Source organism: Streptomyces sp. NPDC020192, from assembly GCF_044388685.1.
In the GTDB taxonomy this organism is placed as follows: Bacteria; Actinomycetota; Actinomycetes; order Streptomycetales; family Streptomycetaceae; genus Streptomyces.
In genome coordinates, this window is the sequence record NZ_JBIRXG010000005.1 from 158,670 (window position 1) to 180,317 (window position 21,648).

21 protein-coding genes and 1 riboswitch are annotated in these 21,648 nt (G+C 70.9%); of the genes, 12 read left to right on the forward strand and 9 right to left on the reverse strand.

The features are described 5' to 3' along the window. The first annotated feature begins 22 nt into the window (after positions 1–22). Positions 23–1,492, forward strand: a complete 1,470-nt coding sequence (locus ACH47Z_RS12560) for a catalase (RefSeq protein ID WP_399073190.1) — start codon at positions 23–25, stop codon at positions 1,490–1,492. 88 nt (positions 1,493–1,580) lie between these two features. Here the strand turns inward: ACH47Z_RS12560 and ACH47Z_RS12565 are convergent, their stop codons facing one another. Beyond that, the gene (locus ACH47Z_RS12565) at positions 1,581–1,976 is read right to left on the reverse strand and encodes a cyclic nucleotide-binding/CBS domain-containing protein (protein WP_399073191.1); all 396 of its coding nucleotides are present in this window, start codon (positions 1,974–1,976) and stop codon (positions 1,581–1,583) included. A 138-nt stretch (positions 1,977–2,114) separates the two neighbouring features. Continuing rightward, positions 2,115–2,951: a histidinol-phosphatase gene (hisN, locus tag ACH47Z_RS12570; RefSeq protein ID WP_399073192.1), complete on the reverse strand. Its 837-nt coding sequence runs from the start codon at positions 2,949–2,951 to the stop codon at positions 2,115–2,117. Between the two features lie 178 nt (positions 2,952–3,129). On the opposite strand from hisN, the gene ACH47Z_RS12575 reads away from it, so the two are divergent. After that, positions 3,130–3,738: a TetR/AcrR family transcriptional regulator gene (locus ACH47Z_RS12575; RefSeq protein WP_399073193.1), complete on the forward strand. Its 609-nt coding sequence runs from the start codon at positions 3,130–3,132 to the stop codon at positions 3,736–3,738. Between the two features lie 50 nt (positions 3,739–3,788). Here the strand turns inward: ACH47Z_RS12575 and ACH47Z_RS12580 are convergent, their stop codons facing one another. The 4 genes from ACH47Z_RS12580 to ACH47Z_RS12595 all read right to left on the reverse strand — a co-directional run bounded on the left by ACH47Z_RS12580 (position 3,789) and on the right by ACH47Z_RS12595 (position 7,292). Beyond that, positions 3,789–4,112 carry a DMT family transporter gene (locus tag ACH47Z_RS12580; protein WP_399073194.1) on the reverse strand — a complete coding sequence of 108 codons (324 nt, stop codon included), beginning with the start codon at positions 4,110–4,112 and terminating at the stop codon, positions 3,789–3,791. Positions 4,113–4,196: 84 nt separating this feature from the next. Continuing rightward, positions 4,197–5,207: a ribosome small subunit-dependent GTPase A gene (gene rsgA / locus ACH47Z_RS12585; protein ID WP_399073196.1), complete on the reverse strand. Its 1,011-nt coding sequence runs from the start codon at positions 5,205–5,207 to the stop codon at positions 4,197–4,199. Positions 5,208–5,224: 17 nt separating this feature from the next. Next, positions 5,225–6,541: a 3-phosphoshikimate 1-carboxyvinyltransferase gene (gene aroA, locus ACH47Z_RS12590; protein WP_399073197.1), complete on the reverse strand. Its 1,317-nt coding sequence runs from the start codon at positions 6,539–6,541 to the stop codon at positions 5,225–5,227. Between the two features lie 28 nt (positions 6,542–6,569). Then, positions 6,570–7,292 carry a M50 family metallopeptidase gene (locus ACH47Z_RS12595; protein WP_399073198.1) on the reverse strand — a complete coding sequence of 241 codons (723 nt, stop codon included), beginning with the start codon at positions 7,290–7,292 and terminating at the stop codon, positions 6,570–6,572. A gap of 50 nt (positions 7,293–7,342) precedes the next feature. Here ACH47Z_RS12595 and ACH47Z_RS12600 point away from each other — a divergent pair, with 50 nt between their 5' ends. The 10 genes from ACH47Z_RS12600 (at position 7,343) to ACH47Z_RS12645 (ending at position 17,341) form a co-directional block, all read left to right on the forward strand. Continuing rightward, positions 7,343–8,158, forward strand: a complete 816-nt coding sequence (locus tag ACH47Z_RS12600; RefSeq protein ID WP_399073199.1) for an SOS response-associated peptidase — start codon at positions 7,343–7,345, stop codon at positions 8,156–8,158. 1 nt (position 8,159) lies between these two features. Continuing rightward, entirely contained in the window at positions 8,160–8,786 is a 627-nt protein-coding gene (locus ACH47Z_RS12605) for an alpha/beta family hydrolase (protein ID WP_399073200.1), read from the forward strand. Between the two features lie 310 nt (positions 8,787–9,096). Further along, positions 9,097–9,792, forward strand: coding sequence for an RNA polymerase sigma factor SigR (gene sigR, locus ACH47Z_RS12610; RefSeq protein WP_399073201.1), 696 nt, complete (start codon positions 9,097–9,099; stop codon positions 9,790–9,792). Beyond that, the gene (gene rsrA, locus ACH47Z_RS12615; protein WP_399073202.1) at positions 9,789–10,091 is read left to right on the forward strand and encodes a mycothiol system anti-sigma-R factor; all 303 of its coding nucleotides are present in this window, start codon (positions 9,789–9,791) and stop codon (positions 10,089–10,091) included. The genes sigR and rsrA overlap by 4 nt, the downstream gene beginning before the upstream one ends. Positions 10,092–10,199: 108 nt before the next feature. Next, positions 10,200–11,504 carry an HD-GYP domain-containing protein gene (locus ACH47Z_RS12620; RefSeq protein ID WP_399073203.1) on the forward strand — a complete coding sequence of 435 codons (1,305 nt, stop codon included), beginning with the start codon at positions 10,200–10,202 and terminating at the stop codon, positions 11,502–11,504. Continuing rightward, positions 11,501–12,793 (forward strand): HD-GYP domain-containing protein, encoded by a 1,293-nt coding sequence (locus tag ACH47Z_RS12625; RefSeq protein WP_399073204.1) that lies wholly within the window; start codon positions 11,501–11,503, stop codon positions 12,791–12,793. Before ACH47Z_RS12620 ends, ACH47Z_RS12625 begins: the two co-directional genes overlap by 4 nt. 100 nt (positions 12,794–12,893) lie before the next feature. Next, the gene (locus ACH47Z_RS12630; protein ID WP_399073205.1) at positions 12,894–13,874 is read left to right on the forward strand and encodes a tetratricopeptide repeat protein; all 981 of its coding nucleotides are present in this window, start codon (positions 12,894–12,896) and stop codon (positions 13,872–13,874) included. 73 nt (positions 13,875–13,947) lie between these two features. Continuing rightward, positions 13,948–14,598, forward strand: a complete 651-nt coding sequence (gene def, locus ACH47Z_RS12635) for a peptide deformylase (protein ID WP_399073206.1) — start codon at positions 13,948–13,950, stop codon at positions 14,596–14,598. Positions 14,599–14,888: 290 nt separating this feature from the next. Continuing rightward, on the forward strand, positions 14,889–15,974 hold the full coding sequence (gene cyc1, locus ACH47Z_RS12640; RefSeq protein ID WP_399073207.1) for an epi-isozizaene synthase: 1,086 nt from the start codon (positions 14,889–14,891) through the stop codon (positions 15,972–15,974). Then, positions 15,971–17,341, forward strand: coding sequence for a cytochrome P450 (locus tag ACH47Z_RS12645; RefSeq protein ID WP_399073208.1), 1,371 nt, complete (start codon positions 15,971–15,973; stop codon positions 17,339–17,341). Before cyc1 ends, ACH47Z_RS12645 begins: the two co-directional genes overlap by 4 nt. A gap of 80 nt (positions 17,342–17,421) precedes the next feature. Here the strand turns inward: ACH47Z_RS12645 and ACH47Z_RS12650 are convergent, their stop codons facing one another. The 3 genes from ACH47Z_RS12650 to ACH47Z_RS12660 all read right to left on the reverse strand — a co-directional run bounded on the left by ACH47Z_RS12650 (position 17,422) and on the right by ACH47Z_RS12660 (position 21,607). Continuing rightward, entirely contained in the window at positions 17,422–18,435 is a 1,014-nt protein-coding gene (locus tag ACH47Z_RS12650; RefSeq protein ID WP_399073209.1) for a ribonucleotide-diphosphate reductase subunit beta, read from the reverse strand. Then, positions 18,435–20,798, reverse strand: a complete 2,364-nt coding sequence (locus tag ACH47Z_RS12655; protein ID WP_399073210.1) for a ribonucleoside-diphosphate reductase subunit alpha — start codon at positions 20,796–20,798, stop codon at positions 18,435–18,437. The genes ACH47Z_RS12650 and ACH47Z_RS12655 overlap by 1 nt, the downstream gene beginning before the upstream one ends. A 124-nt stretch (positions 20,799–20,922) precedes the next feature. After that, positions 20,923–21,051: riboswitch (cobalamin riboswitch) on the reverse strand. A gap of 1 nt (position 21,052) precedes the next feature. After that, on the reverse strand, positions 21,053–21,607 hold the full coding sequence (locus tag ACH47Z_RS12660; protein ID WP_399073211.1) for a GNAT family N-acetyltransferase: 555 nt from the start codon (positions 21,605–21,607) through the stop codon (positions 21,053–21,055). Positions 21,608–21,648 lie beyond the last annotated feature (41 nt).

Below are 21,648 nucleotides of genomic sequence, written 5' to 3' on the forward strand. Positions count from 1 at the left end.
CGGGTTTAGTCACAGGACAGGAATGACGCAGGAGGCGCACGTGACGCAGGGACCGCTCACCACGGAGGCCGGTGCCCCGGTCGGCGACAACCAGAACAGCGAGACGGCGGGCGTCGGCGGGCCGGTTCTGGTCCAGGACCAGCTGCTGCTGGAGAAGCTCGCCCACTTCAACCGGGAGCGCATCCCCGAGCGCGTCGTGCACGCGCGCGGTGCGGGTGCGTACGGCACCTTCACGGTGACCGCGGACGTCACGCCGTACACGCGGGCCGCCTTCCTCTCCGAGGTCGGCAAGCAGACCGAGACCTTTCTGCGGTTCTCGACCGTGGCCGGCAATCTCGGTGCTGCCGACGCCGTCCGCGACCCGCGCGGCTGGGCGCTGAAGTTCTACACCGAGGAGGGCAACTACGACCTCGTCGGCAACAACACCCCGGTGTTCTTCATCCGGGACGCGATCAAGTTCCCGGACTTCATCCACACGCAGAAGCGTGACCCGTACACGGGCTCCACGGAGGCCGACAACGTGTGGGACTTCTGGGGGTTGTCGCCGGAGTCGACGCACCAGGTGACCTGGCTGTTCGGCGACCGTGGCATCCCGGCGTCGTACCGGCACATGAACGGCTACGGCTCGCACACCTACCAGTGGAACAACTCTGACGGCGAGGTCTTCTGGGTCAAGTACCACTTCAAGACCGACCAGGGGATCAAGAACCTCACCCAGGCGGAGGCCAACCGGATCGCCGGTGAGGACCCCGACTCCCACCAGCGTGACCTGCGGGAGGCCATCGAGCGGGGCGAGTTCCCGTCCTGGACTGTGCAGGTGCAGATCATGCCGGCGGCGGACGCGGCGACGTACCGCTTCAACCCGTTCGACCTCACCAAGGTGTGGCCGCACGAGGACTACCCGCCGATCGAGATCGGCAAGCTGGAGCTGAACCGCAACCCGCACAACATCTTCGCCGAGGTCGAGCAGTCGGTCTTCAGCCCCGCGCACTTCGTGCCGGGCATCGGCCCCTCGCCCGACAAGATGCTCCAGGGCCGGCTCTTCGCCTACGGCGACGCGCACCGCTACCGCGTCGGCATCAACGCCGACCACCTGCCCGTCAACCGCCCGCACGCCACCGAGGCCCGCACCAACTCCCGGGACGGCTTCCTGTACGACGGCCGGCACGGCGGGGCGAAGAACTACGAGCCCAACAGCTTCGGCGGGCCTCAGCAGACGGGCCGTCCGCTGTGGCAGCCCACCTCCGTGGACGGCTCCACCGGCAACCACCCGACCCCGGTGCACGCCGAGGACGACGACTTCGTCCAGGCGGGTGACCTGTACCGGTTGATGTCCGAGGACGAGAAGGGCCGTCTGATCGACAACCTGGCGGGCTTCATCGCCCAGGTGTCCAAGGACGAGATCGCCGAGCGTGCCATCGGCAACTTCGCCAGCGCCGACGCCGACTTCGGCAAGCGGCTGGAGGCTGCGGTGCGCGCGCTGCGTGGCTGAGCCGGCGGCACTGTCGCGTGCCGCTGAGCGGGCCGGACCCCACGGTGCTCGGGGTCCGGCCCGCTCCGCATGCCCCCGTTCGGTGTGCTCAGAGTGCCGGTGCGTGCTCGCGGGCCGGGAGCCAGCAGCGGATGATGTCGCGGACCGAGACGATGCCGGCCACCTCGCCGCGGTCGAGGACGACCAGATGCCGGAAGCCGCCGCGGGTCATGGCGCTGGCGGCCTCCTGCAGGGTCCAGGTCGGGGCGGCGAAGACGACGTCGGTGGTGGTGTGGGCGTGGGCGCGTTCCGTGTCGGGGTTCTGGCCGAGGCCGACGGAGTCGAGGATGTCGCGTTCGGTGAGGATGCCGATGCCGCCGGCGTCCGGGTCGAGGACCACGGCGGCGCCGGTGCGGCGGGCGGACATCAGGGTGGCCGCCTGGCGGAGGGTGTGGGCGGGGCCGACGGTGAGGATCACCGTGCTCATGGCGTCACGGACGAGCATGGATGCCACCTCCTAGGAATCTCGCGGCTGGAGATTCACAAGTTCACAAATGAGGGTGGCCCCAGAGTGCCAGGTAAAGGGAGAGTCAACAAGGGGGCGCGCGACGCCAGTTGAGGGCGTGCGCGCATCCGCCCGGTCTCAGTGGCGCGGGTTGAGATACCCCAGCAGCTCGTTGTGCAGCAGGCCGTTGGACGCGGCCGCGTTGCCGCTGTGCGGGCCCGGGCGGCCGTCGAGGCCGGTGAAGGTGCCGCCGGCCTCGTTGACGACGATCGCGGTGGCGGCCATGTCCCACAGGGACAGCTCGGGCTCCGCGCAGATGTCCACGGATCCCTCGGCGACCATCATGTAGGGCCAGAAATCGCCGTACGCGCGCGTGCGCCACACCTGGCGGGTGAGGTCCAGGAAGCCGTCGAGGCGGCCCTGCTCCTCCCAGCCGGACAGCGAGGAGTACGCGAAGGAGGCGTCCGCGAGCTCGCCGACGCGGGAGACGTGGATCCGGGTCGCCGAGGTGAGGCTACGGCCGGCGAAGGCGCCGTGGCCCTTCGCGGCCCACCAGCGGCGGCCGAGGGCGGGGGCGGAGACGACGCCCACGACCGGGTGGTAGCCTCCCCCATTCTCGGCTTCGCTCGAACGGGAGGTACCCCCACCGCCCGCCTCCATGAGGGAGATCAGCGTGGCCCAGACGGGGACACCGCGGACGTAGTTCTTGGTGCCGTCGATGGGGTCGATCACCCAACGGCGGGGGCCGGTGCCCTCGACGCCGTACTCCTCGCCGAGGATCGCGTCCCGCGGGCGGGCGCGCTGGAGCTGGCCGCGGATGAGTTCCTCCGCCGCCTTGTCCGCCTCGCTCACCGGGGTCATGTCCGGCTTCGTCTCCACCTTCAGGTCGAGGGCCTTGAAGCGGTCCATGGTGGCGGCGTCGGCGGCGTCCGCGAGGACGTGGGCGAGGCGCAGGTCGTCGAGGTAGTCCGGCATGCAGGAAACGGTATCTGCCGTGCTCGGTGCGGGGCCAGCGGGGCAGGCTGTACTCGGTGCGGAGCCGGCGCGACGGCGCGTACCCCCGCGCACCCTCGGCCGCACACCCCCGCGAACCCTTGACAGTGCATACGGGCGCGTCAACTCTGGGCGCAGAACTGGTCAGGCCAGGGAGGCGATGATGCCTGCTGCCCGGGAGTCCCTACTGGACGCCGCCTTCACGGCGCTTGCGCGCCGAGCGTGGTCCGCGGTGCGGATGGTCGATGTGGCCGCGGCGGCCGGGGTGTCCCGGCAGACCCTGTACAACGAGTTCGGCAGCAAGGACGGCCTGGCCCGGGCGCTGGTGCGGCGGGCCGCCGACGGCTACCTCGCCGGGGTCGAGCGGGCGCTCGCCGGTTCCGCCGAGCCCTGTGAGCGGCTCACCGCCGTCGCCGAGTGGACCAGCTCCGCCGCGCGGGAGAACGCGCTGATCCGGGCCATGCTCACCGGCTGCTGGAGCGAGCGGCTGCCCGCCCCGCCGCTCACCGCCGTACCCTCCTCCTCCGTGGTGCCCGCGCAGCGCCGGGCGGACGGCCCGCTGCCGACGCCCCGCGACTTCGTACGGATCGTGCGCGACCGCGCGGCCATCGCGCTGGCCGGTCCCGCCGCCACCCCCGTCGACACCGCCGAACTGGCCCACCCCTGCGAACTGGTCGTCCGCCTCGCCCTGTCCTGCGTCGCGGCCCCGCCGGGGGAGGGCGGAGTCGCGGAGCTGGTGCGGGCGGTGGTCCCGCAGCGGGTCGCCTGAGCGGCGGACTTCCGTACAGATCAGGGGAGTTGGCGGGCAGGCTCCCCGCTCTAGTGCGCCGACCCCGACAGCTGCAGCCCGATGACCCCGACGATGACGAAGCTGATCGACACGATCTTCAGCGTGGACACCAGGTCGCCGAGGAAGACCATGCCGTAGATCGCGGTGCCCGCCGCGCCGATCCCGGTCCACACGGCGTAGGCGGGGCCGACGTCGAGCTTCTTCAGGGAGAGGGTCAGCAGACCGAAACTGCCCAGGGCGAAGGCGGCGAAGGCGATCGTCGGCCACAGGCGGGTGAATCCGTGGGAGAGCTTCAGGCAGACGGCGAAACCGGTCTCCAGCATCCCGGCCACGACCACCAGCAGCCACGCCATGCGCTGTCCTCCCGTTGATCCGGCTCACCGGTGCGGTGCGAGTATGCACTTACCGGCCGTGCGCCTCGGCAAACAACGCGGGCGTCAGTCGCCTTCCCGGCGCTCCCGCGTGGCCAGCAGCCGGCGCAGGGAGTACAGGCGTGCCGGGTCCGCGTGGCCCTCGGCCACCCAGGCGTCCAGCGCACAGTCCGGCTCGTCGTGGCTGCACGCGCGCGGACAGCCCTCCGTACCGGGCTCCAGGTCGGGGAAGGCGTGGATCACGCGGGAAGGGTCGATGTGCGCGAGGCCGAAGGAACGGACTCCCGGGGTGTCGATGACCCAGCCGTCGTCCCCGGAGAGGGGCAGGGCGAGGGCCGATGTCGTGGTGTGCCGGCCTCGGCCCGTCACCGCGTTGACGCGCCCCGTCGTACGCCGTCGCTCCTCCGGGACCAGCGCGTTGACCAGGGTCGTCTTGCCGACGCCGGAGTGGCCGACGAACGCCGTGATCCGGCCGTCCAGATACGCGCGCACCCGGTCGGCCGCGTCCCCGCCCTCCAGCTCCTCGCGGCTGGTGACGACGTAGGGGATGTCGAGGTCGCCGTACAGCTCCAGCATCTGGTCCGGCGGGGCCAGGTCCGACTTCGTCATCACCAGCAGCGGCTCCAGACCGCCGTCGAACGCGGCCACCAGACAGCGGTCGATCAGGCGCGGGCGGGGTTCCGGGTCGGCCAGCGCCGTGACGATCGCCAGCTGGTCCGCGTTCGCCACGACCACCCGCTCGAACGGATCGTCGTCGTCGGCCGTGCGGCGCAGCACCGAGCCGCGCTCCTCGATGCGGACGATACGGGCCAGGGTGTCCTTCTTGCCGGACAGATCGCCGACCAGCGCCACCCGGTCGCCCACCACGGCGGCCTTGCGGCCCAGTTCACGGGCCTTCATCGCCATGACCGTACGGTCCTCGATCAGGCAGGTCAGCCGGCCCCGGTCGACGGTGAGGACCATGCCCTCGGCGGCGTCCTCGTGCTTGGGCCGGATGTTCGTCCGCGGCCGGTTGCCCTTGCGGTTGGGACGGCTGCGGATGTCGTCCTCGTCGGTGTGCTTGCCGTAGCGGCGCATGGTCGTACGTCCGTCCCCTAGGCCCCGAGCATTCCGGTCCACAGGTCGGGGAAGTCCGGCAGGGTCTTGGCCGTCGTCGCCACGTTCTCGATGAGCACGCCCTCGACCGCCAGGCCGAGGATCGCACCGGCGGTCGCCATGCGGTGGTCCTCGTAGGTGTGGAAGGTCCCGCCGTGCAGCGGGCGCGGGCGGATGTGCAGACCGTCGGCCGTCTCGGTGACGTCACCGCCGAGTTCGTTGATCTCCTTGGTGAGCGCGGCCAGCCGGTCCGTCTCGTGCAGCCGCAGATGGGCCACGCCCCGCAGGGTGGAGGGGGAGTCCGCGAGAGCCGCCACGGCCGCGATGCCCGGGGTCAGCTCGCCGACGTCGCCGAGGTCCACGTCGATACCGTGGATGGCACCCGAACCGGTGAACACCAGCCCGTAGTCGGTCAGTTCACAGGAACCGCCCATCTCGGTGAAGATCTCCCGCAGCCGGTCGCCGGGCTGCGTGGTCCGCTCCGGCCAGTCGGGGATCACCACCTTGCCGCCGGTGACCAGCGCCGCCGCCAGGAACGGCTGGGCGTTGGACAGGTCCGGCTCGATCGTCAGGTCCCGGCCGAGCAGCGCGCCCGGCGTCACCCGCCACACGTTCGGCTCGCCGCCCGACTCCGGGGTGTCCACCTGGGCGCCGACCGCGCGCAGCATGTCGACGGTCATCCGGATGTGCGGCATGGAGGGCAGGGTCGCGCCGGTGTGGCGGACCTCGACGCCCTGGTTGAAGCGCGGGCCGGAGAGCAGGAGGGCCGAGACGAACTGGGAGGACGAGGACGCGTCGATCGACACCGGGCCGCCGTCCAGCGCCCCGCCGCCGTGCACGGTCAGCGGCAGCGCGCCCCGGCCGTCGTCGTCGATCCGGGCGCCGAGCACGCGCAGCGCGTCGATCACTCCGTGCAGGGGACGCTCGTACGACCGGGGGTCGCCGTCGAAGCGGATCGGGCCGTCGGCCAGCACGGCCACCGGCGGCAGGAAGCGCATCACCGTGCCGGCGTTGCCGACGTCGACCGTGGCCGGGCCGCGCAGGCCGGTGGGCAGCACCCGCCAGGCCTCACCGGTGCCGTCGGGACCCACGCCCTCCTCGATCTCCACGCCCATGGCCCGCAGGGCGCCGGCCATCAGCAGGGTGTCGCGGGAGCGCAGCGGGCGGCGCAGCCAGCCGGGCTCGGAGGCGAGGGCGGCGAGCACGAGGGCGCGGTTGGTGACCGACTTGGACCCCGGCACGTGGACCGTCGCGTCGACGGCTCCGCTCGCGTGCGGGGCGGGCCAGAGGGCGGGAGGGGCGGTGTTCGGGGCCATGGGCCCACTTTATAAGGAGGGGCGGCCGTCAACCTTCCAGCAGCCACTGTCCTCCACCGATCAGCGAGCACAGCGAGACCGCGTGGAACAGGAACAGCCACAGCCCCGCCGGGACATGCGTCAGCCGGGACAGCTGGTCCGCGTCCGAGTCACCCGCCCCGCCCCGGACACGCTTCACCTGGAGTTCGAAGGGCGGCCGGACCCCGCCGAGCAGCAGGAACCACACCACCGCGTAGGCGAAGGCGGCCTGCACCTGGGGACCCGTCAGCCAGGACACCAGCAGGAAGGCCCCGCCGGCCAGCACCACGGTCAGCACCCCGTACGCGTTTCTGATCATCACCAGCATCACCACCAGCAGGGCCGTCGCGACCCAGAGCAGGAGGGTGATCCGGCCCGTGGCCAGCAGGGCCGCCCCGCCCAGCCCCAGCAGCGAGGGAGCCGTGTAGCCGGCGGCAGCCGTGAGGATCATGCCCAGCCCGTACGGCTTGCCCCGGCTGACCGTGAGGCCGCTGGTGTCGGAGTGCAGCCGGATGCCCGTGAGCTGCCGGCCGGTGAGCAGGGCGATCAGGCCGTGGCCGCCCTCGTGCGCGATGGTGACCGCGTTGCGCGATATCCGCCACGCGGGACGCGGGGCGACGACGGCGAGCGCGGCGGCCAGCGTGGCGATCACCACCCACACATCGGGGTCGGGCTGGGTGCCGGTGAGCCGGTCCCAGAGGCCGGGCAGCGAGGTGACGGCGAGGCTGTCCATATGTCCGAGTGGCTCCCTGTGGTCGTGCGGAGTCTGGCAGTGTGGCACGTATGTGCGGACGGTATGCATCGAGTCGTAGGCCCGAGGATCTCGCGGGAATCTTCGAGATCGAGAAGTGGGAGCCCGAGGAGACCCTGGAGCCGGACTACAACGTGGCTCCGACCAAGGAGGTCTACGCCGTCCTCGACCGTCCTCTGAAAGACGCGGACTCCCCGCGTCCGGTTCGCCAGCTGCGCAAGCTGAAGTGGGGACTGGTGCCGTCCTGGGCCAAGACGCCCGAGGGCGGCGCCCGGATGATCAACGCGCGCGCGGAGACCGTGCACGAGAAGCCCGCCTACCGCCGGGCCTTCGCCGCCCGCCGCTGCATCATCCCCGCCGACGGCTACTACGAGTGGGTCACCGGCACGCAGGAGCGGGAGCTGGAGGTCGAGGGGAAGAAGAAGCGGCCGCGCAAGCAGCCGTACTTCGTGCTGCCCGCCGACGGCTCGGTGTTCGCGATGGCCGGGCTGTACGAGTTCTGGCGCGACCGGACCCTGCCCGACGACCACCCCCAGGCCTGGTGGGCCACCTGCTCGGTGATCACCACGGAGGCCGAGCAGACCCCGCTGGCCGTCGCCCCGGCGGAGGGTCCGGGCACGCTCGCCGAGATCCACCCCCGGATGCCGCTGATGCTCACCCCGGACCGCTGGGACGCCTGGCTCGACCCGGCCCGCACCGACCCGGACACCCTGCGCGACCTCCTCGCCCCGCCCCCGCCCGGCCTGATGCGCGCCTACCCGGTCTCCACGGCCGTCAGCAACGTCCGCAACAACGGCGCGGACCTGCTGAAGGAGCTGCCGGCCCCGGAAGCGGGCACACTCTTCTAGCGTGATCGAATTTGTCGAGACCGATGCCGGGACCGCGCGCATCACCTGGCACAAGGCGAAGAAACCCCAGTTCGTCCTCGCCCTCAGCCATGGCGCCGGCGGGGGCGTCGAGGCGCGGGACCTCCAGGCGCTCGCACAGGCTCTCCCTGCGCACGGTGTGACCGTGGCGCTGGTCGAGCAGCCCTGGCGGGTCGCGGGCAGGAAGGTCGCGCCCGCGCCGAAGACCCTGGACACCGGCTGGCGCGGCATCTGGCCCGCGCTCGCCGGGATGCAGCTGCCGGTGGTCTCCGGCGGCCGGAGTGCCGGGGCGCGGGTCGCCTGCCGTACGGCCGCCGAGCTGGGCGCGCACGCCGTACTCGCGCTCGGCTTCCCGCTGCACCCGCCGGGCAAGCCGGAGAAGTCCCGCGCGCAGGAACTGCTCGGCGCCGGGGTACCCACGCTCGTCGTCCAGGGCGGCAACGATCCCTTCGGCAAGCCGGACGAGTTCCCCGAGGGCGACTATCGGTTGATCGAGGTGCCGTACGGCGATCACGGCTTCGCCGTGCCCAAGCGCGCCGAGATCGGCCAGGAGCGGGCCCTGGAGGTCATCACCGAGGGTGTCGTGCAGTGGATCGCGTCACTCGGGTGACGCACGGGAATGCCCGGCGACGGACCGCTGTTGTGCCGGACAGAAGTGCTGAGGCCTTGGCACCGACGTCGTAGGAGAGGAAGTCCGCCGCATGGGTTCGACCATCTGCCCTCCCGCCTCCCACCACCACCCCGTGGACGGGCTGCGCCCGGCAGAGTCTGATTCGAGCCGCGACAGCCGCGTCGACCTGGACTGGACGGTGCTGCACGCGGCCAAGACCGCTCCTATTCGAGCGGCGGCAGGCACGGGTCGTGTTCTATCCTCCGAAACGAGTGGGACCGGTCTCGGTCCCGCCCGGGATCTTGAGGAGGTGGGTCCGGTCACCGGTACCGACGCAGGGACCGACAACGGCCAGGCGGAGCAGCCCGAGGGCCGGGGCGTGAGCGCGGAGACGACCTCCGAGTCCACCGCGGAGCGCAGCGCGCGCTTCGAGCGGGACGCGCTCGAGTACCTCGACCAGATGTACTCGGCCGCGCTGCGCATGACACGCAACCCGGCCGACGCCGAGGACCTGGTGCAGGAGACGTATGCCAAGGCGTACGCGTCCTTCCACCAGTTCCGCGAGGGGACCAACCTCAAGGCGTGGCTGTACCGGATCCTCACCAACACGTTCATCAACTCCTACCGCAAGAAGCAGCGCGAGCCCCAGCGCTCCGCCGCGGAGGAGATCGAGGACTGGCAGCTGGCCCGCGCCGAGTCGCACATGTCGACGGGTCTGCGCTCCGCCGAGTCGCAGGCGCTCGACCACCTGCCCGACTCGGACGTGAAGGAAGCGCTGCAGGCGATCCCCGAGGAGTTCCGCATCGCCGTCTATCTCGCGGACGTAGAGGGCTTTGCGTACAAGGAGATCGCGGACATCATGGGGACACCCATCGGTACGGTGATGTCCCGGCTGCACCGGGGCCGCCGTCAACTGCGCGACATGCTGGAGGACTACGCGCGTGAGCGCGGGCTGGTCCCGGCGGGCGCCGGAGAGTCGAACGAAGCGAAAGGCTCGGGCTCATGAGCTGCGGAGACCACCACGAGACGGATTGCCGTGAGGTCCTCGACCACCTCTACGAGTTCCTCGACAGCGAGATGCCGGACGTCGATCGCGACAAGTTCCAGCACCACTTCGAGGAATGCTCCCCGTGCCTGGAGAAGTACGGCCTGGAGCAGGCCGTGAAGAAGCTGGTCAAGCGGTGCTGCGGACATGACGACGTGCCCGCCGACCTGCGCGCCAAGGTCATGGGGCGGATCGACCTGATCCGCTCCGGCCGCACCGTGCCGGACAAGGACGTCACCGCCGCACCTCAGGAAAGTTGACCCTCCGGTCATCACCCGAACGTGCTAATCCTCAGGTCATAAGCCCCGGACCCCCCGATTCCCGCCCTACGCTCCCAGCCTGGGCAGGCGTGGTCGGGGAGGGGCGTGATGGAGACGGTTCCGGCGAGAGCACGCGGCTATGTGGCCGCTGTCGCCGTTCTGGCGTTGCTCTGTCTGCTGCCGCTGCCGACGCTCCGCACCCCCTGGTGGGCGCTCGGCCTGCTCGCCGCGCTCTACGCCGCCTGCGAGTACGTCGTACGGCGTCGCTTCGGCGGCACCTTCCACCCCGTGCTGCTCGCCGGCGCGTTCCTGCTGCCCCCGCCTGCCGCCGCGCTCGTCCCGCTGCCCGCCGCCCTGCTCTGCCCGGTCGAGCAGCGGCCCGCGCTGCTCAGGCGGGTGTGGCGGGCCGCGCAGCCCGCGCTCGCCGTGTGGGGCGCGGCCACCGTGCACTGGACGCTCGGCGGCCGGGACGCCGTCGTCGGCTCCGACTTCCCCTACGCCCTGCTGCCCGCCGGCGCGGCCGTCCTCGCCTTCTGCCTGATCCTTACCGCCCTCGACGGCGGCATCCTGGCGGTCACCGAGCGGGTGCCGCTGCGCCGGGCCTGGCGCGGGCTGCTGTCCCGCACGCTCGCGCCGGTCGCCGTGCACGGACTCGCCGGGCTGATGATGGCCGTGCTGTGGCGCAGCCCGTACGGCCCGGTCGCCGCGCTGCTCGTGCTGCTGCCGATGTACGTCTCCTGGTGGGTCTTCGCCCAGTACCACCGGCAGCGCGCCGCCCACCAGGCCACCATCCGCGCCCTCGTCCAGGCCGTCGACATCAAGGACGGCTACACCCGTGGTCACAGCGAACGCGTCGGCCAGGCCTCCGTACTGATCGCCCGCGAACTCGGCATGGACGACGAACGCGTCGAGGTGCTCCGTTTCGCCGGCATCCTGCACGACGTCGGCAAGCTCGGCGTCCCCACCCGGCTGCTGCGCAAGGACGGCCCGCTCACCCCCGAGGAACGCCGGATCATCGAGCTGCACCCCGAGTACGGCCATGAGATGGTCCGCGGGATCTCCTTCCTCGGCGAGGCCCGCACCGCGATCCTGCACCACCACGAACGCCTCGACGGCAGCGGCTACCCGTACGGCCTGGCCGGGGACCGGATCCCCGAGTGCGCCCGGGTCGTCGCCGTCGCCGACGCCTTCGACGCGATGACCTCGACCCGCTCCTACAGCCGGGCCCGGCCCGTCGCGACGGCCCTCGCCGAGCTGGAGCGCTGCGCGGGCGCCCAGTTCGACCCCCGGATGGTCGGCGCGCTGGCCCGCGCGCTGCACCGGCAGGGCTGGCATCCCGCGGTCACCGCCGACGAACCCCCGCACAGGGCGGCATCCCAGCCGCAGGTCCCCAGCAAGGGGACGCCCCAGTGACCGCCCTGCCGCTGATCTACGGCGCCGCGGCGGTCTCCGCGGCCGGCTGCCTCGCCGTCACCCTCGGGACCGGCCTCGCGGACCGGGGGATCGCGCTCGCCTTCGGCGTGCTCATAGCCGTCGGCGAGCTGACCCGGTGGAGCGACGCCGAGGCACGCCAGGCCGCGCCGCTCGCCGCCGCCGGTTCGCTGGCGTACGCCCTGCTCGGCGCCGACGCGGGGCGGCCCACCCACCATCACGCCGCCCAGGTCGTCACCGTCGCCCTCGCCGCCGCCGTGCTCGGCGCCGTTCCGCACATCTGGTCCGGCCGCACCCCCACCCTCGACCACCTCGCCCGCCGCGTCCTCGCCATCGGCTTCACCGCCGTCTGCTTCCAACCCCTCTGCAACGAGGGCCTGTTCGCCTCCTGGGCCGGCCCCGCCTACGCCCTGCTCCTGATCGCCCTGCTCGGCCTCACCGGACTGTGCGACGCCGTGCTGGCCGCCGCCCTCGCGCACGCCCGCACCCGCTGGCCGTTCGGCCCGCGGCTGCGTGAGGAGCTGCGCGGGCTGCTCGGCATCGGCTCCGCCGTCGGCGCGACCGGCGCCGTGATGGCGCTCGCGGTCGCCGTCGTCGGACTGTGGGCGCTGCCCGTGTTCTGTCTGCCGCTGCTGCTCACCCAGCTCTCCGTCCGCCGGTACGCGGCCGTGCGCGCCACCTATCGGCAGACCATCGCCTCCCTCGCCCGCGCCACCGAGATAGCCGGGTACACCCCCGCGGGCCACGCCCGCCGCGTCGCCACGCTCAGCCTCGCCGTCGGCCGTGATCTGGGCCTCGCCGGAGGTGAGCTGACCGTTCTGGAGTACGCGGCTCTCATGCACGACATCGGCCAGCTGAGCCTGGTCGACCCGGTCCCGGCAGGTGCCACCGCCGCGCTGCCGCCCGAGGAACAGCGGCGCATCGCGCTGCTCGGCGGGGCCGTCGTACGGCAGACCGGAGTGGACGCGGCCGTCGCCGTCGTGGTCGAGCGGCAGGCGGACTGCTACCGCGAACAGCCGGTCGCCGCCCGGATCGTCCGGGCCGTCAACGCCTACGAGGAGCTGACCCGGGATGCCGGCCCCGAGGGCCCCCTGCGGGCGCTGGAGGAGCTGCGGCTCGGTACCGCCGGGGACTACGCCCCCGAGGTCGTCGAGTCCCTCGCCCGGGTGCTGGCCCGGCCGCGCGGCTGGCGGGAGAGTGCCCCGGCGCAGGCCGACGGGAGACGTACGGCACTGTCTGACCCCGCGCCCGGCTGGGTAACCCATGGGTAATGAGCGCCTTTCCCACCGCACGTGGTTGGATGCGAGGGAGAGGGTGTCCGGGGGCACAAGCCAGCCCACTGTGCGGAACTGGAACTGGCAGGCGGGAATCGTGAGGATCTTCGGCAAGGGACGGCACCGGCCCTCCGCCTCCTGGCGGCAGGCCACCGACCGCGCGTTCACGCTCATCGGCGACGGCCGCTACGAGGACGCGGGCGAGCTGCTGACGCGGGCCGCCGACCTGGAGCCCTGGCTGTCGGAGTCCTGGTTCAACCTCGCTCTGCTGCACAAGTTCCGGCATGACTGGGAGCAGGCCCGCGCGGCCGGTCTCAGGGCGGTCGCCCTGCTCGACCGGGAGACCGGGACGCCCGACTGGTGGAACGTCGGCATCGCCGCCACCGCCCTGCAGGACTGGTCGCTGGCCCGCCGCGCCTGGCAGGCGTACGGGCTGAAGGTGCCCGGGGGCACCACCGCGGCCGGCGAGCCGGTCGGCATGGAGCTGGGCAGCGCGGCCGTACGGCTCTCCCCGGAGGGCGAGGCCGAGGTCGTCTGGGGCCGCAGGCTGGACCCGGCGCGGATCGAGGTGCTGTCCATCCCGCTTCCCTCGTCCGGGCGACGCTGGGGCGAGGTCGTGCTGCACGACGGCGTCCCGCACGGCGAGCGCACGACGTCCGCCGGCCATGCCTACCCGGTCTTCGACGAGATCGAGCTGTGGGCGCCCTCACCCGTGCCGACCTGGGTGGTCCTGCTGGAGGCGGCCACGGAGGCGGACCGGGACGCGCTGGAGCAGCTCGCCGCCGACGCGGGGTTCGCCGCGGAGGACTGGTCCTCCTCGGTGAGGCTGCTGTGCCGGATGTGCTCGGAGTCGCGTATGCCCTCTGACGAGGGTGAAGGGGTTCACCTGGACCCGCACGACCACAGTGAGCCGGGGCATCCCGGGCCGCTGGGGCATCGGACGGACGGGCAGTTGTGGGTGCCGGAGCGGGAGTGTGGCGTCGCGGCCCCGGCTTCCCTCGTGCGGGGGCTGCTGGACGGGTGGGTCGCGGACAGCCCGGACTCCAGGGACTGGCGGGATCTCGAAGAGGTGTGCTGAGCCGACGGTGACCGGTCGGCTTTAGGCTGTACCAGCAGAATTTTCCAGGCTTGCAGGAAGGCGTACGTCGGTCATGGCCCAGCAGGACACCGATCAGCAGCACGTGGGCGTGCTCCCCGTGGACGACGAGGGGTACGTCGTCGACACGGAGGACTGCGAGGAGCGCGAGAAGGCCTGGCGTGAGCGCGGCACCTCGCGGCCGATCACGGTCGTGGGCAACCCGGTGCTGCACAAGGAGTGCAAGGACGTCACCGAGTTCGGCGAGGAGCTTCAGCAGCTCGTCGCCGACATGTTCGCCAGCCAGCGCACCGCCGAGGGCGTGGGCCTGGCCGCCAACCAGATCGGTGTCGACCTGAAGGTCTTCGTCTACGACTGCCAGGACGACGAGGGCAAGCGGCACGTCGGCGTGGTGTGCAACCCGAAGCTCGTCGACCTGCCGGCCGAGCGGCGGATGCTGGACGACAGTAACGAGGGCTGCCTGTCCGTGCCCGGTGCCTACGCGCCGCTCGCCCGGACCGACTACGCCGAGGTGACCGGCCGGGACGAGAAGGGCAACCCGGTCAAGGTCCGCGGCACCGGCTACTTCGCACGCTGTTTGCAGCACGAGACCGACCACCTCTACGGCTACCTGTACATCGACCGGCTGTCGAAGCGGGACCGCAAGGACGCGCTGCGGCAGATGGCCGAGAACGAGCCACGCTACCCGGTGGTCGCCAACGACTAGGCACTGCAGGGCCGTTGGGGCGCCCGACCCGGATCACTCCGGTCGGGCGCCCTTCGTATGCCCGCACTCGCTCATTCGTGCGTCGTACAACCGATCGCTTCAGGCTCTCTAGTGATCCTTGGCCGGTCACGCAAGGGGGGATTCTCGGCATCCTGGGGTAGTGAAGGGAGCAAATCCGTTCCCAGATCGGTCAGTTGTGGTGCTGAATGGGGGGTGCGGGGATACGCAACGGCGCACGCCCGGCACAACGGGAGGGGTGTGTGCTCCTGGCGGCTGAGAGGGGTTTGTTCGTGCAAGCTTTCCCACACAGCACCACAGCGACACCGACGGCGGTCGTAGTACCACCCTCACTGGCACTCCTGGTGATCGAGTCCGCCTTTCCCCGGCAACTGCACCCGTATTGGCCGCAGCTCCAGGAGATGACACGGCTCTGGCTGCTGGAAAAACGGCTCATGCCCGAGGGCAAGGTGCAGGAATATGCCGACGGACTGTGCTACACCGACCTGATGGCGGGCTTCTACGTCAACGCCCCCGACGAGGTTCTGCAGGCCATCGCGGACTACAGCGCGTGGTTCTTCATCTGGGACGACCGCCACGACCGTGACATCGTCCACGGGCGGACGGGCGACTGGCGGCGGCTGAGGAACCGCCTGCACACGGCCCTCGATGCGCCCAGGCATCATCTGCACCACCCCGACCCGCTGGTCGCGGGGTTCGCGGACAGCGTGCTGCGGCTGTACGGCTTCCTGCCGCGCACCTGGAACCAGCGGTTCGCCCGGCACTTCCACGCGGTGATCGAGGCCTACGACCGTGAATTCCGCAACCGCACCACGGGATACATACCCGGGGTCGAGGAATATCTCGCCCTGCGCCGGCACACCTTCGCCCACTGGATATGGACGGACCTGCTCGAACCCAGCGCCGGATGCGAACTCCCCGATGCCGTGCGGAAAAACCCGGCCTATCGCCGGGCCGCGCTGCTGACCCAGGAATTCGCCGCCTGGTACAACGACCTGTGCTCGCTGCCCAAGGAAATAGCGGGCGACGAGGTCCACAATCTCGGAATCAGTCTCATCACCCATGAGGGACTGACTCTCGAAGAAGCCGTGGACGAGGTCAGGCGGCGCGTCGAGGAATGTATCCAGGACTTCCTCGAGGCCGAACGGGAAGCCCTGCAATTTGCCGACGCAATCGCCGAGGGAAGTGCTCGCGGAAAGCGACTGGGTACCGCCGTGCGCGCCTGTGTCGGCGACATGCGGAACTGGTTCAGCTCCGTCTACTGGTTCCACCACGAGTCCGGCCGCTACATGGTCGACAGCTGGGACGACCGGTCCACGCCCCCGTACGTCACGAACGAAACGGCAGGTGAGAAATGACCGTCGAGTCTGTGAAGCCCGTGACCTCCGAGACGACCGAACTGCGCGAACCGCCCCTGGCGGGCGGCGCCGTACCGGGCCTGGGTCACGGCCTGAAACTGGTCCGCGACCCGCTCGCCTTCATGGCCCGGCTGCGCGACCACGGCGACGTCGTACGCCTCAAGCTCGGCCCCAAGACGGTGTACGCCGTCACCACGCCGGCGCTCACCGGAGCGCTCGCGCTCAGCCCCGACTTCAAGATCGACGGCCCGCTGTGGGAGTCCCTCGAAGGGCTGCTCGGCAAGGAGGGCGTGGCCACCGCCAACGGCCCCCGGCACCGCCGTCAGCGCCGCACCATCCAGCCCGCGTTCCGGCTGGACGCCATCCCCCACTACGGGCCGATCATGGAGGAGGAGGCGCACGCGCTGACCGAGCGCTGGACGCCCGGCTCGACCGTCGAGTGCACCTCGGAGTCCTTCCGGGTCGCCGTCCGCATCGCCGCCCGCTGCCTGCTGCGCGGCGAGTACATGGACGAGCGCGCCGAGCGGCTCAGCGTGGACCTCGCCACCGTCTTCCGCGGCATGTACCGCAGGATGGTCGTCCCGCTCGGACCGCTGTACCGGCTGCCGTTCCCGGCCAACCGCGAATTCAACCGGGCCCTGGCCGATTTGCATCTCCTGGTCGACGAGATCGTCGCCGAGCGGAGGGCATCTGGTCAAAAGCCGGACGATTTGCTGACGGCATTGCTGGAAGCGAAGGACGAGAATGGCGAGCCCATCGGGGAACAGGAGATCCACGACCAGGTCGTCGCGATACTCACCCCGGGCAGCGAAACAGTGGCCTCCACGATCATGTGGCTGCTCCAAGTCCTCGCGGAACACCCGGAACACGCCGAGAGGGTTCGGGCGGAGGTCGAATCCGTGACCGGCGGCCGACCGGTCGGATTCGAGCACGTTCGCTCACTCACGCACACCAACAATGTCGTCACGGAGGCCATGCGCTTGCGGCCCGCCGTATGGATATTGACGCGGCGCGCGGTGACCGACACCTCACTCGGCGGCTATCGCATTCCGGCCGGGGCGGACATCGTCTACAGCCCGTACGCGATCCAGCGTGACGCCCGTTCCTACGACCGCCACCTCGACTTCGACCCCGACCGGTGGCTGCCGGAGCGGGCCACGCAGGTGCCGAAGTACGCGATGAGCCCCTTCAGCAACGGCAACCGCAAGTGCCCCAGCGACCACTTCTCCATGACCCAGCTGACCCTGATCACGGCGGCGGTCTCCGCGAAGTACCGCCTCGAGCAGGTCCCGGGGTCGAACGACACCACCCGCGTGGGTATCACGCTCCGCCCGCACGACCTGCTGCTCAGGCCCGCGGAATGGTGAGACGGAGGCACCTGATACCGGCGCGCGCTCGTGAGGCCGCCTGGCCACCGAACGCGCGCCGGTAGGTGGTGTCGGGAGACTCAGAAGTCCTCGTCCAGGTCGACGGTGCCCTCGACCGCGACCTGGTACGCCGACGGACGGCGCTCGAAGAAGTTCGTCAGCTCCTGAACGCCCTGCAGCTCCATGAAGGAGAACGGGTTCTCCGAGCCGTACACCGGGGCGAAACCGAGGCGGGTGAGCCGCTGGTCGGCGACGCACTCCAGGTACTGGCGCATCGACTCGGTGTTCATGCCCGGCAGACCGTCGCCGCACAGGTCACGCGCGAACTGCAGCTCGGCCTCGACGGCCTCCTCCAGCATGTCGGTGACCTGCTGCTGGAGCTCGTCGTCGAAGAGGTCCGGCTCCTCCTTGCGGACGGTGTCGACCACGTCGAAGGCGAAGGACATGTGCATGGTCTCGTCGCGGAACACCCAGTTGGTACCGGTGGCGAGGCCGTGCAGCAGACCCCGGCTGCGGAACCAGTAGACGTACGCGAAGGCGCCGTAGAAGAACAGGCCCTCGATGCACGCGGCGAAGCAGATCAGGTTCAGCAGGAAGCGCCGGCGGTCCGCCTTCGTCTCCAGCCGCTCCAGCTTCTCGACCTCGTTGATCCACTTGAAGCAGAACCCGGCCTTCTCGCGGATCGAGGGGATGTTCTCGACGGCCGCGAAGGCCGCCGCCCGGTCGTCCGGGTCGGGCAGGTAGGTGTCCAGCAGGGTCAGATAGAACTGGACGTGCACCGCCTCCTCGAAGAGCTGCCGCGAGAGATACAGCCGCGCCTCGGGGGAGTTGATGTGCTTGTACAGCGTCAGCACCAGGTTGTTCGCGACGATCGAGTCACCCGTCGCGAAGAAGGCGACCAGCCGGCCGATGAGGTGGTGTTCCTCCGGCGTCAGCTTCGCGAGGTCGGCGACGTCCGAGTGGAGGTCGACCTCCTCGACGGTCCAGGTGTTCTTGATCGCGTCCCGGTAGCGCTCGTAGAAGTCCGGGTAGCGCATGGGGCGCAGGGTCAGCTCGAAGCCTGGGTCGAGGAGATTGGTGTTACGGGTACTCATTACTGGCAGGCCTCGCAGGACTCGGGGTTCTCAAGGGAGCAGGCGACGGCGTCGGGGTCGGCGACCTGCTGGACGGGGATGGTCTTCGGGGGCTGCGCCTGTGCGGCACGGGCGATCCGGGTCGCCGGGCGCGAACGCAGGTAGTACGTCGTCTTCAGGCCCGACTTCCAGGCGTACGCGTACATCGAGGAGAGCTTGCCGATCGTCGGCGTCTCCATGAAGAGGTTCAGGGACTGCGCCTGGTCCAGGAACGGGGTCCGCGCCGCCGCCATGTCGATCAGACCGCGCTGCGGGATCTCCCACGCCGTGCGGTACAGCGCGCGCGCCTCCTCGGGGATCCAGGCGAAGCCCTGCACCGAGCCGTTGGAGTCGCGCAGCGCCTCCCGGGTGCGCGCGTCCCACACGCCCAGGTCCTTCAGCTCCTGCACCAGGTACGAGTTGACCTGGAGGAACTCACCGGACAGCGTCTCGCGCTTGAACAGGTTCGACACCTGCGGCTCGATGCACTCGTACACGCCCGCGATGGAGGCGATGGTCGCCGTCGGCGCGATCGCGAGGAGCAGCGAGTTGCGCATGCCGGTGGACGCGATGCGCCTGCGGAGCGCGTCCCACCGCTCGGGCCAGGTCAGCTCGACGTCGTAGTGGTCCGGGTGCAGCACACCCTGGGCCGTACGGGTCTTCTCCCAGGCCGGCAGCGGACCGCTGCGCTCGGCGAGGTCGGCGGAGGCCTCGTACGCGGCGAGCATGATCCGCTCGGCGATCCGCGTGGACAGGGCCTTGGCCTCGGGGGAGTCGAAGGGCAGGCGCAGCTTGAAGAAGACGTCCTGGAGCCCCATCGCGCCGAGGCCGACCGGCCGCCACTTGGCGTTCGACCGGCCCGCCTGCTCGGTCGGGTAGAAGTTGATGTCCACGACCCGGTCGAGGAACGTGACGGCGGTGCGGACGGTCTCGTCCAGCCGCGCCCAGTCGATGTCACCGTCGGTCACGAACGCACCGAGGTTGACCGACCCCAGGTTGCAGACCGCCGTCTCGCCGTCGTCCGTGACCTCCAGGATCTCCGTGCAGAGGTTGGAGGAGTGGACCACGTGACCCGGCAGGGCCGTCTGGTTGGCGGTGCGGTTGGCCGCGTCCTTGAAGGTCATCCAGCCGTTGCCGGTCTGCGCGAGGGTGCGCATCATGCGGCCGTACAGCTCACGGGCCGGGATGGTCTTCTTCGCCAGGCCCTGGGCCTCCGCCTTGCGGTAGGCGGCGTCGAACTCCTCGCCCCACAGGTCCACCAGCTCCGGCACGTCGGCGGGGGAGAAGAGGGACCACTGCGCGTCGGCGTTGACCCGGCGCATGAACTCGTCCGGGATCCAGTGCGCGAGGTTCAGGTTGTGCGTACGGCGGGCGTCCTCACCGGTGTTGTCCCGCAGCTCCAGGAACTCCTCGATGTCGGAGTGCCAGGTCTCCAGGTAGACGGCCGCGGCACCCTTGCGCCGGCCGCCCTGGTTCACGGCCGCCACCGAGGCGTCCAGGGTCTTCAGGAACGGCACGATGCCGTTGGAGTGCCCGTTGGTGCCCCGGATCAGCGAACCGCGGCTGCGGATCCGGGAGTACGACAGCCCGATGCCACCGGCGTGCTTCGAGAGCCGGGCCACCTGGTGGTAGCGGTCGTAGATGGAGTCCAGCTCGTCCAGCGGGGAGTCGAGGAGGTAGCAGGACGACATCTGGGGGTGCCGCGTACCGGAGTTGAAGAGCGTGGGGGAGGAGGGCAGGTAGTCGAGGCGGCTCATGAGCCCGTAGAGCGCGGCGACCTCGTCCAGTGCGCGGGCCGTGTCGTCCTCGGCCAGTCCGCTCGCCACCCGGAGCATGAAGTGCTGGGGCGTCTCGATGACCTTGCGGGTGATCGGGTGCCGGAGCAGGTAACGGCTGTGCAGCGTGCGCAGACCGAAGTACCCGAAGCGGTCGTCGGCGCCGCTGTCGACCAGCCCGTCGAGCCGCTCGGCGTGCAGCCGTACGAACGCGGCGGTGCGGTCGGCGATGAGACCCTCCCGGTGCCCCACGGCCACGGACCCGGTGAAGGTCGTCACGCCCTGCGAGGCGGCCTCGGCGCGGATCGAGAGGGTCAGCAGCCGGGCGGCCAGCCGCGAGTAGGCGGGGTCCTCGGAGATGAGCCCGGCGGCGGCCTCGGTGGCCAGTTCGCGCAACTCCGCCCCGTCGGCGCGGGCGGACCGGCCGCGCAACGCGGCGGCGGCGACCCGGCCGGGGTCGGCGTCGGGGAGGTCGGCGGTCAGCTCGGTCAGGGTCCGCAGCAACGCGGTACCGGGACCGTCGGTGTCCAGGCCGCTGGCTGAAGCCGGATCTGCTGGCGCGATGGTCACGTGGGGCTCTCCCTCGCTCGGCACGGGGGCCTTGCGGAGGGCAGGGGGCAGCCACGAGCGCGCACGCGTCGCGTCCACCAGCCCACTCCACGAGGCCCGGACGTCTGAGGCACCCGAGCCGGACGGCCGGGCGCGCGCTGCCGGCAGGTCCTCGGACTGACTCTCGTACGCGGATACGCACAAGTACACCGTTGCGGGACAGTTCCGGATTCGCACCGGATTCCCCTGCGGCGACAGCGAGGATGAGCATACATCTAGTGCCGGGTTGTCGTGTCACCCCCAGATGTTGTGTCGCGGTGGTGTCGGAGCGTCAACTCGTAGGTGAGGAGAGTGATGTCGTCCAGGTGTGGCACGGGATTCCAGTCCCGGTCCGGTGTACGGACGAAGCCGAGGCGTTCGTAGAGCCGGTGGGCGGTGTGCATGCTGCGCTGGCTCGACAGGACGACGGCTGTGCAGCCCTCAGTTGAGCGGGCGCGTTCGATGCAGGCGCGGACCAGGGCCTCGCCGGCGCCCCGGCCGCGTGCGTCGGACACGACCGCGAGCGCCCTGATCTCGGCCTCGCCGGGGCCGGCGATGTCGGCGACGGGGCCGCCTGACGGGACGAAGGTCACGCCGCCGACGAGCCGTCCGCCCCCTGTCGCGACGAGGACCTCGGCTGCGGCCGCACGCGCGGCAACATCCTTGAGCACGGGCAGATACGGGTCGCTCTCGCCATAGTCCAGCAGGCCGTCCTGGAGATAGGCCTGGGCTGTCATTTCGCCGAGGGTGTCGTATTCGGTGGGGTCCGCGGGGCGGATCTGGATGTCCATGGTGCGAGTGTGCCGGGGCGTACGACAACGGGCCTCGCGTT

Excerpts from the sequence above, each read along its gene's own strand:
- ACH47Z_RS12575 (WP_399073193.1), top strand. The coding sequence starts at position 3,130 with ATGATGCCTGCTGCCCGGGAGTCCCTACTGGACGCCGCCTTCACGGCG.
- hisN (WP_399073192.1), bottom strand. The coding sequence starts at position 2,951 with ATGCCGGACTACCTCGACGACCTGCGCCTCGCCCACGTCCTCGCGGAC.
- ACH47Z_RS12560 (WP_399073190.1), top strand. The coding sequence starts at position 23 with ATGACGCAGGAGGCGCACGTGACGCAGGGACCGCTCACCACGGAGGCC.
- ACH47Z_RS12660 (WP_399073211.1), bottom strand. The coding sequence starts at position 21,607 with ATGGACATCCAGATCCGCCCCGCGGACCCCACCGAATACGACACCCTC.
- aroA (WP_399073197.1), bottom strand. The coding sequence starts at position 6,541 with ATGGCCCCGAACACCGCCCCTCCCGCCCTCTGGCCCGCCCCGCACGCG.
- ACH47Z_RS12565 (WP_399073191.1), bottom strand. The coding sequence starts at position 1,976 with ATGCTCGTCCGTGACGCCATGAGCACGGTGATCCTCACCGTCGGCCCC.
- rsrA (WP_399073202.1), top strand. The coding sequence starts at position 9,789 with ATGAGCTGCGGAGACCACCACGAGACGGATTGCCGTGAGGTCCTCGAC.
- ACH47Z_RS12600 (WP_399073199.1), top strand. The coding sequence starts at position 7,343 with ATGTGCGGACGGTATGCATCGAGTCGTAGGCCCGAGGATCTCGCGGGA.
- def (WP_399073206.1), top strand. The coding sequence starts at position 13,948 with ATGGCCCAGCAGGACACCGATCAGCAGCACGTGGGCGTGCTCCCCGTG.
- ACH47Z_RS12620 (WP_399073203.1), top strand. The coding sequence starts at position 10,200 with ATGGAGACGGTTCCGGCGAGAGCACGCGGCTATGTGGCCGCTGTCGCC.
- ACH47Z_RS12580 (WP_399073194.1), bottom strand. The coding sequence starts at position 4,112 with ATGGCGTGGCTGCTGGTGGTCGTGGCCGGGATGCTGGAGACCGGTTTC.
- ACH47Z_RS12595 (WP_399073198.1), bottom strand. The coding sequence starts at position 7,292 with ATGGACAGCCTCGCCGTCACCTCGCTGCCCGGCCTCTGGGACCGGCTC.
- ACH47Z_RS12645 (WP_399073208.1), top strand. The coding sequence starts at position 15,971 with ATGACCGTCGAGTCTGTGAAGCCCGTGACCTCCGAGACGACCGAACTG.
- ACH47Z_RS12650 (WP_399073209.1), bottom strand. The coding sequence starts at position 18,435 with ATGAGTACCCGTAACACCAATCTCCTCGACCCAGGCTTCGAGCTGACC.
- rsgA (WP_399073196.1), bottom strand. The coding sequence starts at position 5,207 with ATGCGCCGCTACGGCAAGCACACCGACGAGGACGACATCCGCAGCCGT.